This is a genomic window from Mycobacterium sp. (genome assembly GCF_032159765.1).
Classification (GTDB): Bacteria; Actinomycetota; Actinomycetes; order Mycobacteriales; family Mycobacteriaceae; genus Mycobacterium.
Genome location: NZ_JAVHWM010000201.1, coordinates 1 through 14211, shown reverse-complemented (window position 1 = coordinate 14211; position 14211 = coordinate 1). Strand labels below are relative to the sequence as shown.

Here is a 14211-nt window from a genome sequence, read left to right as displayed (position 1 = left end):
TCCACTACCGTGAACGACATGAAGTTTCGGTTCCGCTATGTGACCGTCGAGGTGGACGACCAGGTGCGCAGCCGGGTGGCGTTCGCCATCGATCGCCTGCGTGCGAATGTGACCGCATACCTTCGCATCGCCTCCGACGACGTCGGCGCGGCGAGCCAGCGGCTACGTGGAGTTTGCGATCGGGCAGCGGACCGCGTCGATGTCACATTGAACACGGTGAACGACCGGATCGACCCAGCAGACACCGCCGAAGGACCGCGGCTGAAGGCGGTCTAACGGCCGCCCGTCACCAGTGACGTAGGTGCGACCTACCCACTTCGTAGCCGCTCGGGAACGACATCTCAATCACACGGAAGACGTCGTTGGCCTTGGACTCCAGCTCCAAGACGACGCAGCCTTCGCAGACGCACCTGGTTTCGAGGACCTTGTAATGCTGGCCGCTACCGTTGACATCGGTGATCGGGTCGCCCGGGAGAAGGGCCTCGACGGGCACGAGCCCGCCGGTGCTGAGTTGGAATGACTCCACGCGGACACGTTAGGTCAAAATCGCGCGGTAGGGAATGTCTTCGCCCCAAGCCTGGGCGTTTGGAGCGCGGCCACGTCGGGCATCACAGCAAATGTGGGCCACCACGGCGTTAAGGAGGCCACATGGTCACCGGAGTGACCCAGGCACCGCCGGGCACCAATAAGGCCGCTGTTGGCGCTGCCGTCGCAGCCGTGATAGCGCTGGTGCTGATTTTGGCGTGGACGGTGTTCGCAGTCGCCATCGACCATTCGGCGCGACTACCGGAGGCGGTTGCCTGGGCGGTCGTCGTCCTTGTTCCCGTGGCGGCGCTCACCGGCATCGTTCTTGGACACGTCGCCCGATCTCAGACAAAACGGTCCGGGCAGCAGGGACGCGGGCTCGCGCTGGTGGCGCTTATCGTCAGCTACCTGTCGGCGCTCGCGTACGCCGCGATGGTCCTGCTTGTCATCCTCGCGATCCAGGTCCTCATTGGTGGGCTGGCGGGCTGACAGTCGGCGGGCAGTAAGCACTGGTCGACGCAGGCGGCCGCCACGCCGGCGTGACGCTCGGCGTCGGGATGGTCAACGCGTGGGCGGCGCGAGCGACAAGCCGGCGTAAATCTCGTCGAGAAGAATGGGCAACATGGCCTGCGCCGTGGTCTTACCCTCCGGCGACAAGGTCAGGTTCGTCCAAATGACCAGCGCCACAGCGTTATCCGGGTCGTAACCCATGAATGAGTTGAAGCCGGGAAGTTCGCCGCCGTGGTAGTACATGGCCGCGTGCGGGCCGAACCGCTGATACGAGATCCCGTATCCGTACTTCTGCCCGTCGGGCGTGCCCGGATCCTCAGCTTGCAGGCTAGCCAGCCACTGTTGCTGGTAGTCGGCGTTGAACACCTTGCCTGAGACCAGTGCCTTCATCCACGTGGCCAGGTCGTCGGCCGTGGATATCGCTCCCCCTGCGGCGGTGGCGTACGAGGGATTCTGATTCGTGTAGTCGATCGGTTGCAGTGTTCCGGCCTTTGCGGAGGCCTGCATGTCGGCGGGGTACGGGTCGTCGGCGAGCGCGTAAAAGCTTCCGCCGTACATGTATCCGTGCGAATAGGGCGCGGGAATGGAGGTGTCGTCGGCGCCGGGAAGCGATGTCTGGGTCAGGCCGATCGGGCCGAACAGCCGCTTCTGAAACTGTTCGCCCAACGGGCGTCCGCCGGCCCTCTCCGCGACGAGGCCGAGCAGCGCGTAATTGGTGTTGCTGTAGTCGTAGGACGCATCAGGCGCGAACTGCGGCGGGTGCCGGTACGCGATGGCCAGCACCTCCTGCGCCGTCCACGCCTTCTTCGGGTCGGCATCCATCGCGGCGGCGAGTTCGGGGTCGGACGTGTAGCCGTAGAGGCCGCTGCGCATTTTCAAAAGCTGTGCGACGGTGATGTTCTCACCGTTGGGAACGTTCGGAATGTACGACGACACCGGGTCGGTCACCTTCAATTTGCCGTCCTGGGCGAGCAGCACGATCAGCGCTGCTGTCATGGTCTTGGTGTTCGAGGCGATCCGGAAATGTGTGTTGGCAGTCGGCGGGGTCTGCTTGCCGAGCTCGGTGGTGCCGACGGCGGCGGTAAAGTCGCCCTGCGGAGTGCGCAACCGCACCATCGCCCCAGGGACCATCAGCTCGTGGGCAGCGGCGTCGACGATGGCCTGAAACCGCTTGGGATCTATCGTTTTCAGCGCGGAAAGTGGTTCGGCGGTGGATGTGCAGCCTGCGATCAGCAGGGCGACGATCGTCGCCACGATCGCCTTCACGAGCGCTCCCGGGCCGCGTCGATCGCCTTGACGGCGTCTGACCATGTGTTGCGCACGATTTCAGCGACCGGCAAGACTTCGGTGACCCGGGCCGACACCTGGCCGGTGTTGGCGACACTGGCGTCCATGTCGCCGTTGAAGTAGAGGTCCTCGATCCGCCCTAGCGGCTTGGTCTCAACGTGACCCTCTGCAATGCGGGCCGCGAGGCCCACGCGCAGCACCCGCATCGTCGGGTTACCGGGAAGCGAAATCATCACTGTCCCATGGTCTCCCGCGCCCAGAATCGCGTCCTTGAAGTGGCGGTGCACCAACGCTTCTTCGCTCGCGAGCATGCGAGTGCCCATTTGGACGCCTTCGGCGCCGAGGACGACGGCCGCAGCGGCAGAGCGCCCGTCGCATATTCCGCCGGCGGAGATGATCGGAAGGTCGATGTGTTCGGCGACCAACGGCAATAAGACCATTGACGATGTGCCCATCGCATGCTTGAATCCACCGCCTTCGACGCCTTCCACTACAAGCGCATCCACGCCGGCGTCCTCTGCCTTGCGGGCAGCCTTCAGTGAGCCGACCACGTGGACCACGCTCATCCCGGCGTCGTGCAGTCTGTCGGTGAACAGGGCAGGGTCTCCGGCCGAGCAGAACACGTGGCGGATACCGGCATCGGCGAGGATGTCGACGATCGAGGGGTCGCCCTTCCAGCCTTGGATCATAAGGTTGGCCGCGACGGGCTTGTCGGTGAACTCGCGGACGCGCTTGAGATCTAACCGTCCCTCGGGTGTGAGGGTCTCGATCATCCCCATGCCGCCCGCCTCCGACACAGCCGCGGCCAGCTCCGCGCGTGCGATGTAGGTCATCGGTGCCTGCACGACCGGCCATTGGACGCTGAGCAGTGACTTGATTCGGTTCATTGCTCGTCTCTCGTCTGGCGGTCTGGTCTGTCAACAAATGATGACGGGCCTGTGGACGACAGTAAGTCGGCAGAAGTCCGCGCTCCAAGATCGCGTAAACGTTGTCTCGGTATCCGCGGGCCAGTCACACTGTCCTGAGGAGGTCACATGACCGTGGAAGACGACGCCGCCGCCGACGTCCGGCGCGAAAAGTACGGGCATCTGCCACCGCTGGTACGCACCGAAGACACGATCACCAGCCAGGAGACCGTGGCGGCGCGCGATCCGAGGGGCGGGCACGACACCGACCTCGATTTCACAATCCGGCATGCCGGGAGTTAGACAGGCCGCTTCGGGTTCATCACCCAGCCTGACTATGGCATGCCTTGTGACACGACGGCATTGAGCGCTGCGAGCGACGATGGATCGCCGGCTGTCTGGACGGAACCGCCTCGGGTCCATACCCACAGTGCCAGGTCCACCACGGAACCGGTGACTGTTGCTGTTGGTTCCCCTGCCGTTGCTCGTACCGCCCGCGGGCCGTCGCCAGTGTTCGCCGTCCAGGTGCCGACTTCAACCGACCAGCTCTGGCCGGTGTCGGTCGCAACGAAATTCACGATGCTGTCGGTCCGGTAAGTCGCCTCGTTGGGCATCCAGCCCCACATCACATCAACCGCGTGATCGACTGCGCCCTCGGCGACATCCGTCGCGATCAGGCTGACCGGGACATCGGCCGTCAACTCGGCATCCAACCGGTGCATCGTCGCTTCGTAGGTCTGCATGCGCCGGGTGAACCCGACGGTCTGATCTGGCGCCCACCACGACCAACAAGCCTCATTGTCTTCATGTTTCGCGAGCTGGTCGAGGAGGACGGCCGTCGCCTGCTCACGCAGTGCCAGCATGTCGGCCACGGCCTCGGGGCGGCTGGGCTTATCCCGTTCGACCGCCTGCAGTTCCGACTCGTGCTGCATCCGCCGCGCGAGGATCGTTGCCCAGAAGAAGTGAACCTCGGTCAGATGCCACAGCAGATCCGACGCAGTCCAGTCCGGACATGTGGGACATCGTCGATTTGGGTCGGCCCCGGATAACACCTCGGCGAACCTGCGCGATTCGGCCGCGATGATCGCCTGACGGTCCATGGCCTCATCATGCCAAAGGGCACGCATCGCTCGTGCCGGCTATCGGGGCGGCAGCGTTCGCCTCGCCTGCCAGGTGACACCAGGCACCGTGTTGGCCAGATCCGGCCGGGTCTTGACGAAGAATCGAAGCGCCCGATAAGAAGACCAAACTTGGAGTGCAGTAAAACGATGGGCCGATGGATTAGTGTTCGACAAACTGAGCGCGGGATGGGCCCGGCTCGAACGGATCACCGAAGTACTGCGTCTCGCGGACCACTTCGCCGTCCTCGAATTCCATGACGCTCACGACGTAGTACGGCTTGTCGTCGTACGTGAGGACGAGTTCGCTGACCCACAGGTTGCCGCCACCCAGCACGCGTCGCACCGTGAATCTCTTGAGGTTCGGCTGGGCTTCACGCGACGCCTGGATGTTGTGTCGGCCGCGGATGCGCTCGCCGGATTGGGGGTATTCCAGCACCGCATCGTCGCGATAGATCTCGTGTTCGGTCTCGAAGTCGTTGGCGTCTGAGGCCGCCCAGTGGCGGCCCAGAGCGCCCCGCACCTCGTCGTCACTCATGTCGGCAGTCCGTACGTCGTGGTCTTCATCAACTTTCGGAGCCGGTGGCCGCCTCCAGATGGTTCGCGAGGTTTCACAACGACGATGCCATGCGCCTGACTCGCCGCCCGACGACGGTGCGTCGCCGTCCCGTCAGGAACCGATCTGCTCGAACATCTGGGCCGGATCACTGCCGAGCTGCCGGGCGATGTCGCCCGTGTCCCAGTACTCGCGCCAGCAGGTGATCGCGCCGTCGCGGACGTCGAAGATCGCCGTGACGTGAAACGAGACTCGCTTGCCCGCAATCACGTTCACGTCGAGCCGCTCCACCACCACGGTGTCGTCGTTGGATACGACCGTTCGAATCTCGCTGCCGTCGACCATGCCCGACGCCAGCGTGTTGTGTTTCTCCAGTTCGGCGCGTGCGGCTTCACGTCCGCGGATGATCGGCGAGAGCGGCACGTTGAGCTGCCATACGAAGTCCTCGGCCATCAAGGCGGCCATGGCATCGACATTCATGTGCTCGCCGTAGGCCGCGTGCACGAAGTCGAGCACGATACGTTCGATTGCAGTTCCCATCGACATCAACCTAGACCGACGTGTCGGTGATCGGGCGCGCTTACACAGTCCGCTTACTCAGTCGTTGAGCAACCGAAGCGTCGTCGCAGCGGCTTCATCTCCGACCATGTTCCCGGTCGAACCGCCGCCGTACTTGTCGCGGTGCGCGTCGTCGACGTCCTCGCGCAGTCCCGACGGCCCGACACCGACGTCCTCGATGCGCACGTCGACTTCTACGCCGGGGAAGCGCACGCGCGCACGTCCTGTGCGCAAGGCAAGGCCAAACCACCCGGTATCTCTGCGATACCACGTGCGGACATAGACGTCGTCGGCAACGTGCACAACCCAAATCGGCGTCCACGGCCGAAGTGTTCCGTCCGCACGGCGCACTGCAATCTCGAGTTCGCGGGCGGCATCGATCCGAGCGAGCTGCTCAGGTGTCCAGCTCATGGCGTCGGCTACTTCTGCCCCTCGAGGAGATGGGTATACGGATCGGCCTGGGCTCCAACGGATTCGGGCATCGGATAGTAGGTCTTGATGAGCAGGCTTCCATCGTCGTCCCAAGCAAACGTCTCGATGCTGTATGCCATTTGCACGTTCGGCTCGGTGCCGAAGTGGTTCTCGCACACCCAGGCCATCTCGTTTCCGTTGACCTGCACCGTGATCATCTTGATCTTGAGGATCGACTGAAACATGTCGAAGGCGTCCGAAGTGGCGGCGGCGAATCCGTGTTTCTCCTCCGTGCCGACGGGATCGAACATGCGGACGTCACCGGGGCAGATTGTGCGCCACGACGCTACCCACTCGTCCTTCCTTCCCGCGTTCCACAGGTCAGCGTGCTTGGCGGCGTGCGCCAAACGAGCCTGACGGCTCGGAACCTTGCTCATTTTCAGCTCCGTCTCTGCTGGCCCCGGCTAGGCGATCAGCTTGGTCACGATAATGGTGTCTACTTCTTGGAAGTTGTACCAACTATTTGTCCCGCATGCATCCGCGCTCCGGCGGACGTGAATGATCAGAACAGTAAGAAACCCCCGTCTGTCAGGGAGCAGCTATGACACACAGGCCGCCCAGGAGCCGCCCCCTTGTGGTGATCAACGCGGCACTTCGCGTCGGCAAGAAGGTCGTGCCGTGGATTCCTCCGTGGCTCAAACGCCTCCTCGTCGGCGGCAAGAGGCTCACCATCGACGGCAATACTCTTGACCCCACGCTTCAACTGATCTTGGCTGCCCAGCGAAGCACAGGCACCGGCGGCCTGTCGGCGGCGGACGATCCCGCAGCCGCTCGCGCACTGATGCGGAGCTCGCACGCACTGCTGGGCACCGACGTCGACGTCCCCACCGCCGACATCACGATTCCCGGCCCCGGCGGCCCCGTGCGCACGCGGCACTACCGACCGACTGCGGCGGGAGCGCCGTTGCTTGTCTTCTTCCACGGTGGTGGTTTTGTCGTGGGCGACATCGAATCTCACGACGGGCTGTGCCGAATGATCTGCAAGGACGCCGCGATACATGTGTTGTCGGTGGATTACCGGCTTGCGCCCGAACACAAGGCCCCGGCCGCGCTCGACGACTGCGTCGCAGCCTATCGATGGGCACTTGAACATGCCGCCGAACTGGGGGCCGACCAGTCGCGGATCGGCGTTGGCGGCGACAGCGCCGGTGGAAACCTAGCGACACTCGTCGCGCTGCGAAGCCGCGAAGAGGGCATTCCGCAGCCGGCGCTGCAGGTCCTGCTCTATCCCGTGCTGGATATGTCCACGCAGACCCGGTCGCGAGCGATGTTCTCGGACGGATTCTTCCTCTCCAAGCGGGACACAGACTGGTTCAGAGACGCGTATCTGGGCGGTGCCGGCATGGCAGCCGACGACCCGCAGATATCACCGCTGAAGGCTGCTGATTTATCCGGCCTGGCACCGGCCTTGGTGCTCACGGCGGGGTTCGATCCGCTGCGTGATGAGGGCAACCAGTACGCAGCGGCCTTGCGCTCGGCCGGTGTCACCGTGGACCACCGGCAGTTCGATTCACTTACTCACGGCTTTGCGAGCATTGCCCCGTTCGGAGGAGACAGTGCGGCGGCTGTCACGGCCACCATCTCGGCCATCCGCGCGCACCTCAGCCGCGGCTGAGATGGCACCTGCCTGGTCACAGGTCCCAGATCGCCACACCCTGGGCCTCGCCTAGCCGGGCGAGGACGAGTACTGGATACACCGCAGGCGGCAAGACATTCGGCAGGGCGCGGGACAGTCCAGTGACTCAGCCTTTGTTGATACCGAGCACGCGCTGTTCAAATAAGTCGGCACCGCGGGCCACGCCGCCGGTCGCGGCGAAACCAGCCGCCACCCGTCTCGCGCCGGCAGTCATTGTCATCGCTTCTCGCACCTTCGTTCGTAGCCGCTGCGGCGACAGTTTCTTGGCCGGTAGGCGGGTGCCGCACCGGGCTACCTCGACGCGCCGTGCGACCTCGAATTGGTCACGCCCGTAGGGCACGACGCACACGGGTACACCATGGGCGAGCGCCTTTTGAGTCACGCCCATCCCACCGTGCGTCACCGCACACACCGCGCGGTCAAGGACTACGCCGTGCGGGACGAATTGGCACACCGTCGCATTGGGCGACGTCGCAATTCCGCTTGATTGCCCAGCCGGCAGGGTCGCGACCACATGCACGGGCTCATCGGCCAACGCGGTCATCGCGGTCTGGACAAGGTTCTCGTCGGCCTGTTTCTCCGACGACGTGGTGACGAGCACGATTGGCCGGTCGACCGAGGCCATCCAATCGGGGTCTGTGTCCGGACCGGGGTCAAGCACGCAGGGTCCGATCATCTGAACCGCATCGCCCCAATCGGTTTGTGGGTACTGAAATGGCTTGCCGCTGGCGACGAGTAACAGGGGCGACCGGCGCAAGAACTCGTCCATTGACGAGACCGGCCCTACATTGACCTCGGCGCGAATCGTGTTGATCGGCGGCAGCATTACCTTTTCCAGACGGCCCACCACAGCTGTCCGCACGGCGGCATCGCGCATCCGGCCCACCGCACCTGAGATCGGTCTAAGACCCAGCCCAAACGGCGGCACCCCGGGCGATCGTAACGGCGGCGTGTACGGCGAGAAACAGGCCCATGGGATTGGACCGGCGTCGGCCGCGGACTGAGCACCCCAGCAATTCACATCGACAAGCAATGCGTCTGGGTGTGTACGCGCCACCGTCTCGGCCAGATCGGTGACTTCGTGCACGGCGCGCCGGCCGAACGCCGCGACCGAAAGCTTCAGCGAAGCAACAGGGTTGGTTGCCTTCCAGTCGTCGAGCTCGATTCGCTCGATCCGCGGGTCGATCGCGTCCGTGGTAAATCCGAGCCGCTGGCCGATCTCAACGCCGGTGGAAAGCGTGCGCACATGGACGGTGTGGCCGCGACGGGACAGCTCTGATAGCAGTGCGCTGATTGGCAATAGGTGACCAAGTGCGGGGGAGGTATAGGCCAGTATCGTCGCCATTTTCTTCACCCGCCGCTTCAGACGATTCGGTTGATCATTTGGCGCGCCTCATCGAGTCGCCCGCGGGCGTCGAGCTTCTCGCACAGCTCAAGGTACTGCGTGGCGAGCTCGGCGTACCCCTCCGAGTCGCCCTCCACCTTCGCCAACAGCGCCCGCGATTTCAGCCACCACAGGTCCAGTGCCGGAATGCCAGGCCGACGGTGCTGCCAGTGATCAACGATTCGGTGCGCCTCAGTGAGGTCGTCGGTGGATCCCCGTTCGATGAGGAGGCCGACCAGTGCCTCACCGGCGCAACCGACGAAGATACGGGAGCCACCAGCCATGTGTAACGCAAACGTGGCATGAAGTTCGTCGATCGCTTCGTCAATTCGCCCGTGGCGGGCGGCGTCGATCGCCAGGTCGGCAACGACGGCCGGCAGCGCGACGGTTAGGCTCTTGTGCGTCCGCATGTTCGCGTGGGCTTTGTGAAGCACGTCGATCGCCTCGTCGTGCGCCCCATCCTCCCCTCGCAGCAACACTTTGCCGCAGGCCAATTGGGCGAGGATGATTCCGATGATGGCACCGAACGATTCAGCGCGCCGCAACGCCTCGCGGATGTCGTCGAGCGGCTCATCAGCCTGGTCCACGCCCAGCGCCGTCGTCACGACGAAGTACATCAGAATAGACGTGTAGCGGATGGATTGGTGCGCGTGCTTTAAAGCCTTTCGGGTGCGCCGTCTGCCCTGCTCGTAGCGGCCGGCGCACGTCTCGATGGCACCAAGAAGGGCGTTTGCCGAAATAAGTTCGTCTGCCGGTATGTCCGTAGATAATGCGTGTATCGCATCGATAATCTTGAGCGCGGCATCGAATTCGCAATTTGCGAATCTTACATATGCCACCGCATTGAGGATGATGCTCCTGCTCTCGGCATCGCAGTGAATGTGGCTGACTACATCCTCGAGCTCCGAAGCCAGCGCCGCGGCCTCGGGAACGCGGTTGTCGTTGACGGCGAACGAAAAGATGAGTCCGGCTGTCGCAATCGCAAAGGACGTCAGATCACCGGTTTGCGTTGTCAGGTCACGAAACTCGCGGTAGCGCTCGTCGATGTCTGCACCACTGCCTACGTAGAGCGTCGTCGAGATCAGCATGGTGCGTGGCGCGATTCGCATGGCGATGACGTCGTCGTGGTCATCGGGCAACTCGTCGGCGATGCGTCGCGCGTCCTCCCATTGTGCGCATGCGGCGGGAATATCGCGAGGCCGAAGCCATTCCGCCGCGCGCAGGTGCCAGCGGTAAGACTCAGCCAGTTCGCCGGCCGCCTTGAGATGTGTGGCGATCAGAGCTGCGTTCTCGTCGGCGGCGCTGCGGTCGCGTGCCTCAATGGCAGCGGCCAGCGTGCGATGGGTCTGCTCGCGGTTGACGCTTAACTGCGATTCGTAGGCCACCGCGCGGATCAGCGGATGCCGGAAGGCGTACTCGGCGCTGGGGGTGAACCGCACCTGATCGATGAGCTCCGCGTTGAGCAGCTCGTCGACCACCGGATCGATGCTCAGTGCGGCGAGCAGCTCCGCGCTGAAGCGGGCACCGATCACCGCCGCCGCGTTCAACGTCCGCTTGGCCGCGGTGTCGAGCCGGTCGATGCGCGCCGCGATGGCCGCCTGCACCGTGGCCGGCACGACGACGTCGGCGACATCCGCGTGGCAGACGTAGCCGCCGCGCTTACCCGCCAGCACCCCGCGCTGGGCCAACTCGCGCACCATCTCCTCGGCGAAAAACGGATTCCCTGCTGCCCGCTCGGCGATGATCGCGGACAGCTCAACGACCGAGGGATCCGAACCCAGCAGCTCACGCAGCATCGCCGAGGTGTCTGAATCAGCCAGTGGGGCAAGGGATATCCTCTGCGTCCCGTGCACCAGCGTCAGCGCGCCCTCATACTCGGGGCGAGACGTGATCAGCACCAGCGACGAGGTACGCGGGATCACGGTGAGGAAGTCAGCCAGCATCGAGTCGCTGACCGCATCGATCCAATGCGCATCCTCGATCATGAAAAACGCCGGCTCGGCGCGCGCCAACCAAGCGGTGTTGATCAATGCGGTCAACCGGCGCCGCCGCGCCTCCGGGTCGATCTGGGGCAGCGGCACCCCGGTGTCGGCGACCCCGAGCAGATCATCCAGCAGCAGCAGATCCTGCGGGTCGGCATCCGGAACTTGTTCCCGTATCCGCGCGCGCGCCGCTTCGCCTTCAAGATCAGCCACGCCGAGGCCCGCCCGCAGCAGGCGCGTCACCACACCGAAGGGGATGTCACGGGCATGGGATTCGCAGAACGTCCAAAACACCTCGACCCCACGACCGACCGCCAGCGCCGCGGCCTCCCGCGCCACTCGGGACTTGCCGATGCCCGGTGGTCCCACCACATTCACCTTGCCGCCGCGGCCACCGATCGCGCGGTCCACCATGGCCTCAACAGCGGCCATCTCCCAACGGCGACCGATCATGCGCGATTCCGTGCCACTGGCCAGAGCACGGCGCGGCTCGATCGCCAGCAGCCGGCGCGCTGACACGGGGTCGTCCTTTCCCTTGATCGACACCATTTCGGTGTCGGCGAGGACCGCGATGTGCTCGACCAAATGCGCGGTGGACTCGCTGAGCATCACCCCGCCCGGCGGGGCGACCGACTCCATCCGCTGCGCAAACCCCACCTGCTCCCCGATCGCGGCGTAACCCGATACACCCGGGCCGATCTCACCGGCAACAACCCGGCCCGAATTCAGACCCACGCGGAGCCGCAGATCCACGCCGTCACGGCGTCGCACCTCCGCGGCCAAGCGGTTCGTCTCCTCCTGGATGGACAGCGCCGCCAAGCACGCCCGGATCGCATGATCCTCCAACGCCACCGGCGCGCCGAACAACGCCATCAGGCCATCACCGGTGAACTTTTCCATCGTGCCGCCGTACCGGCGCACCACCGCCACGCCCGGACCGACCAGCTCGGCAATGATCTCGCGCAGCCGCTCGGCACCCACCGCCGCGGCGATGTCCATCGAGCGCACCACGTCGGCGAACAGCACCGTCACCTGTTTGAACTCGGCCGGCTTCGGGCCCGCCGAAACAGCTGCACCACATTCGCTACAGAACTTGGCTGTCTCGTTCAGTTCCGTGCCGCACGATCCGCACTGCAGCCCCGTGGCAGTCATCTCACACCGCCCGACCAACCGTCGTTCACGTCAATATCGTGTCACCGCTGACCAGACCTTTCTGCTATATCGGTCCTCCGATAAGGACGGACAACAACCATGCTCCATCCCGCCTCACGACTTGTGACGGACCGCACCGTCGGTCGCAATCGCGAGTTCGAGCCCGAAGAGCCGTTCGGCGTGCTCCTCGACACGTGTGTAGGCCACAAGCTGGCCTTTCACACGTTGTATCCGGAATTCGACCACGTTGCAGTCACACCGTTCCGCGGGAGGCCCATGCGTTGGCGGTAACGGTGAACGGCCCACTACCCAGGCGTTCACGAGCCACGGATGCGAGACCTGTTCGACGATCGTCATCGAGTTGCTGGACGTAATCGCCGGCAGGACCTACTCCGTATGTATAGGGTTCCCACCACTCCTCAAATGTCGGGTGCACAACCTCGGCCGCAATTGGAACTTCTTCCACATCGCGCAGCCCAGCAGCTTCGAAAAGCTCAGTCAGGTGCCCCATGCGCGCCCCGGAAAGTAGCGCCTCATCCTCAGCTTCGGGGTCGATCTCGTGAACTGCATTCCAGAACGGAGCCAGTGCGCCGGTCGGCCCGTCCCACACGCACGCGGCAATGACACCGCCACGCCGAGTCACACGCGCCATCTGTCTAACGGCGACCACCGGATCCGTCATGAAATGGACCACTAATTGCGCGAGAGCAGCGTCGAAAGCGGCAGTGTCGTACGGCATTTCTTCCGCCGTACCCAGACGCACGTCAATGTCTGGGAAGCGCGCGCGAATCGCGTCGATGAACGGTGGTGAAGGATCGATCGCCGCGACCTTGGCTCCGACCGACAACAAACGCGCAGTCAACGCGCCTGGCCCACAGCCGACGTCGAGCACCTTGTCGCCCACGCCGACCTGGGCGAACGCCGTGAAGACCTGCGCGAGAGGCTCGGCGTATCGGCCCATGAACCGGGCATAAGCCTCCGGCGAGACGATAAAACTCACCATGGAATGCTATGCCGACGGCCGCGTCGCGCGGCCACTTTAGTCGGGGGTTACTGCTCTTCTGCTGGCTAGACGTTGAACCGGAATTCGACCATGTCGCCATCCCTCAGTTCAGACAGGACGACCATCCTGGCGGCCCGAAGCCAATAAGAAAGTGAATCCTCTTACTTGACGATGACTTTTGCCGTGAACGTATCCAGCGGCGTAACGCCATTGTCCGCAACGGAATTCTCCTGATTGGAGATCGTGGTAGTACCTACCTTCAACGCCCTGAATGTCCAGAACTCGATGCCGGGTCCGCCAGTGGTGGCGCTAGCCGTGTATTGGTGACCTGTTTGCTGCAGGACGCTGGCATCGCCGATCTGCGTGTCAGCCGCCCACCGGAATGGGGTGCTGTGATTCGCCGTCAAGGTCAGTTTCAACGTGCCACCGACGGAGATCGTGATGTCTTTGCCGTTTTCGGCACCGGAAACCTCGATGGCCGGCGTCTGCGTGGTGGTTGTCGTCGGCGTGGCCATCTGCGAGCGGTTCTTCTCTGATGAACAGCCCAACACCGTCAACGAAACGAGCATCACCAAGATGGTCAAACGTCTAGCCTTCATAGAAACTCATCCTTCCACCGAATGCTAACGAACAGCGGCTTTCCCGCCTGACGTTGTTTGGAACCGGAACTCGACGAGTTCACCGTCGGTCCCAGGTCACGACGCGCTAGACGTGATTCTTTCGCCGACCGGACCCCTCGTCGCCTACGCTCCCGTCACTTCATCCAATAAGTCGTGCCGCATCAGTGTTCGTGCTCTACGGTCGTCGGATGGGGGTCCGAGACGCCGTCATGGCGGGTATTGCTAAGCAGCTCGGTCATCCAATTGGTCTGCGTGGGCGGCTGTTTGGTGCGGCGCTCAATCGGGGCAACCGGCGCTTCGTGAGCGCCGCCGCGCGGGCGCTGCAACCCGATGAAGCATCGGCGCTGGCCGATGTCGGATTCGGTGGCGGCGTGGGGCTGAAATTCCTGCTTGACAGTGTCGGTCCGTCGGGCAGTGTTCATGGTGTCGAGGTGTCGGAGACGATGCTCAGCCAGGCCGCAGGGCGATACCGCCGCGACATCGCAACCGGGCGGCTGTCTTTGC

16 protein-coding genes and 1 pseudogene are annotated in these 14211 nt (G+C 63.9%); 5 read left to right on the top strand and 12 right to left on the bottom strand.

The genetic code is table 11. The features are described 5' to 3' along the window. The first annotated feature begins 18 nt into the window (after positions 1–18). Positions 19–276, top strand: a complete 258-nt coding sequence (locus QOH60_RS25850; RefSeq protein ID WP_526424737.1) for a hypothetical protein — start codon at positions 19–21, stop codon at positions 274–276. A gap of 10 nt (positions 277–286) precedes the next feature. Here the strand turns inward: QOH60_RS25850 and QOH60_RS25845 are convergent, their stop codons facing one another. Beyond that, positions 287–526, bottom strand: coding sequence for a hypothetical protein (locus tag QOH60_RS25845; protein WP_526424736.1), 240 nt, complete (start codon positions 524–526; stop codon positions 287–289). Between the two features lie 122 nt (positions 527–648). Here QOH60_RS25845 and QOH60_RS25840 point away from each other — a divergent pair, with 122 nt between their 5' ends. Further along, complete coding sequence (locus QOH60_RS25840) at positions 649–1014, top strand: DUF4190 domain-containing protein (protein ID WP_526424735.1); 366 nt, start codon at positions 649–651, stop codon at positions 1012–1014. A gap of 72 nt (positions 1015–1086) precedes the next feature. On the opposite strand, the gene QOH60_RS25835 is transcribed toward QOH60_RS25840, so the two are convergent. Both QOH60_RS25835 and QOH60_RS25830 read right to left on the bottom strand, forming a co-directional pair. Next, positions 1087–2292, bottom strand: a complete 1206-nt coding sequence (locus QOH60_RS25835) for a serine hydrolase domain-containing protein (protein WP_526424754.1) — start codon at positions 2290–2292, stop codon at positions 1087–1089. Between the two features lie 5 nt (positions 2293–2297). Next, on the bottom strand, positions 2298–3209 hold the full coding sequence (locus QOH60_RS25830) for an NAD(P)H-dependent flavin oxidoreductase (RefSeq protein ID WP_526424734.1): 912 nt from the start codon (positions 3207–3209) through the stop codon (positions 2298–2300). Between the two features lie 147 nt (positions 3210–3356). Between QOH60_RS25830 and QOH60_RS25825 the strand changes: the two genes are divergently transcribed. Further along, positions 3357–3530: a hypothetical protein gene (locus QOH60_RS25825; RefSeq protein WP_526424733.1), complete on the top strand. Its 174-nt coding sequence runs from the start codon at positions 3357–3359 to the stop codon at positions 3528–3530. 32 nt (positions 3531–3562) lie between these two features. Here the strand turns inward: QOH60_RS25825 and QOH60_RS25820 are convergent, their stop codons facing one another. The 5 genes from QOH60_RS25820 to QOH60_RS25800 form a co-directional block, all read right to left on the bottom strand. After that, positions 3563–4327, bottom strand: a complete 765-nt coding sequence (locus QOH60_RS25820) for a maleylpyruvate isomerase family mycothiol-dependent enzyme (protein WP_526424732.1) — start codon at positions 4325–4327, stop codon at positions 3563–3565. Between the two features lie 181 nt (positions 4328–4508). Continuing rightward, positions 4509–4883 (bottom strand): nuclear transport factor 2 family protein, encoded by a 375-nt coding sequence (locus QOH60_RS25815; protein ID WP_526424731.1) that lies wholly within the window; start codon positions 4881–4883, stop codon positions 4509–4511. A 132-nt stretch (positions 4884–5015) separates the two neighbouring features. Next, a complete protein-coding gene (locus QOH60_RS25810) occupies positions 5016–5441 on the bottom strand; it encodes a limonene-1,2-epoxide hydrolase family protein (RefSeq protein ID WP_526424730.1) in 426 nt (141 codons plus the stop codon). 57 nt (positions 5442–5498) lie between these two features. After that, entirely contained in the window at positions 5499–5870 is a 372-nt protein-coding gene (locus tag QOH60_RS25805) for a DUF2255 family protein (protein WP_526424729.1), read from the bottom strand. An 8-nt stretch (positions 5871–5878) separates the two neighbouring features. Further along, positions 5879–6307, bottom strand: a complete 429-nt coding sequence (locus QOH60_RS25800; protein ID WP_526424728.1) for a hypothetical protein — start codon at positions 6305–6307, stop codon at positions 5879–5881. Positions 6308–6471: 164 nt separating this feature from the next. Here QOH60_RS25800 and QOH60_RS25795 point away from each other — a divergent pair, with 164 nt between their 5' ends. Beyond that, a complete protein-coding gene (locus QOH60_RS25795; RefSeq protein WP_526424727.1) occupies positions 6472–7545 on the top strand; it encodes an alpha/beta hydrolase in 1074 nt (357 codons plus the stop codon). A gap of 127 nt (positions 7546–7672) precedes the next feature. Here the strand turns inward: QOH60_RS25795 and QOH60_RS25790 are convergent, their stop codons facing one another. The 4 genes from QOH60_RS25790 to QOH60_RS25775 all read right to left on the bottom strand — a co-directional run bounded on the left by QOH60_RS25790 (position 7673) and on the right by QOH60_RS25775 (position 13656). Next, positions 7673–8911, bottom strand: a complete 1239-nt coding sequence (locus QOH60_RS25790; protein WP_526424726.1) for a glycosyltransferase — start codon at positions 8909–8911, stop codon at positions 7673–7675. Between the two features lie 17 nt (positions 8912–8928). Then, positions 8929–12084, bottom strand: a complete 3156-nt coding sequence (locus tag QOH60_RS25785) for an ATP-binding protein (protein WP_526424725.1) — start codon at positions 12082–12084, stop codon at positions 8929–8931. A 253-nt stretch (positions 12085–12337) separates the two neighbouring features. After that, positions 12338–13084 (bottom strand): class I SAM-dependent methyltransferase, encoded by a 747-nt coding sequence (locus QOH60_RS25780; RefSeq protein WP_526424724.1) that lies wholly within the window; start codon positions 13082–13084, stop codon positions 12338–12340. A gap of 164 nt (positions 13085–13248) precedes the next feature. Further along, a complete protein-coding gene (locus QOH60_RS25775; protein WP_526424753.1) occupies positions 13249–13656 on the bottom strand; it encodes a protease inhibitor I42 family protein in 408 nt (135 codons plus the stop codon). 239 nt (positions 13657–13895) lie between these two features. On the opposite strand from QOH60_RS25775, the pseudogene QOH60_RS25770 reads away from it, so the two are divergent. Continuing rightward, a pseudogene (locus QOH60_RS25770) lies at positions 13896–14211 on the top strand (SAM-dependent methyltransferase); the annotation flags it as partial.

Excerpts from the sequence above, each read along its gene's own strand:
- QOH60_RS25850 (WP_526424737.1), top strand. The coding sequence starts at position 19 with ATGAAGTTTCGGTTCCGCTATGTGACCGTCGAGGTGGACGACCAGGTG.
- QOH60_RS25840 (WP_526424735.1), top strand. The coding sequence starts at position 649 with ATGGTCACCGGAGTGACCCAGGCACCGCCGGGCACCAATAAGGCCGCT.
- QOH60_RS25830 (WP_526424734.1), bottom strand. The coding sequence starts at position 3,209 with ATGAACCGAATCAAGTCACTGCTCAGCGTCCAATGGCCGGTCGTGCAG.
- QOH60_RS25825 (WP_526424733.1), top strand. The coding sequence starts at position 3,357 with ATGACCGTGGAAGACGACGCCGCCGCCGACGTCCGGCGCGAAAAGTAC.
- QOH60_RS25820 (WP_526424732.1), bottom strand. The coding sequence starts at position 4,327 with ATGGACCGTCAGGCGATCATCGCGGCCGAATCGCGCAGGTTCGCCGAG.
- QOH60_RS25815 (WP_526424731.1), bottom strand. The coding sequence starts at position 4,883 with ATGAGTGACGACGAGGTGCGGGGCGCTCTGGGCCGCCACTGGGCGGCC.
- QOH60_RS25810 (WP_526424730.1), bottom strand. The coding sequence starts at position 5,441 with ATGGGAACTGCAATCGAACGTATCGTGCTCGACTTCGTGCACGCGGCC.
- QOH60_RS25805 (WP_526424729.1), bottom strand. The coding sequence starts at position 5,870 with ATGAGCTGGACACCTGAGCAGCTCGCTCGGATCGATGCCGCCCGCGAA.
- QOH60_RS25800 (WP_526424728.1), bottom strand. The coding sequence starts at position 6,307 with ATGAGCAAGGTTCCGAGCCGTCAGGCTCGTTTGGCGCACGCCGCCAAG.
- QOH60_RS25795 (WP_526424727.1), top strand. The coding sequence starts at position 6,472 with ATGACACACAGGCCGCCCAGGAGCCGCCCCCTTGTGGTGATCAACGCG.
- QOH60_RS25790 (WP_526424726.1), bottom strand. The coding sequence starts at position 8,911 with ATGGCGACGATACTGGCCTATACCTCCCCCGCACTTGGTCACCTATTG.
- QOH60_RS25785 (WP_526424725.1), bottom strand. The coding sequence starts at position 12,084 with ATGACTGCCACGGGGCTGCAGTGCGGATCGTGCGGCACGGAACTGAAC.
- QOH60_RS25775 (WP_526424753.1), bottom strand. The coding sequence starts at position 13,656 with ATGCTCGTTTCGTTGACGGTGTTGGGCTGTTCATCAGAGAAGAACCGC.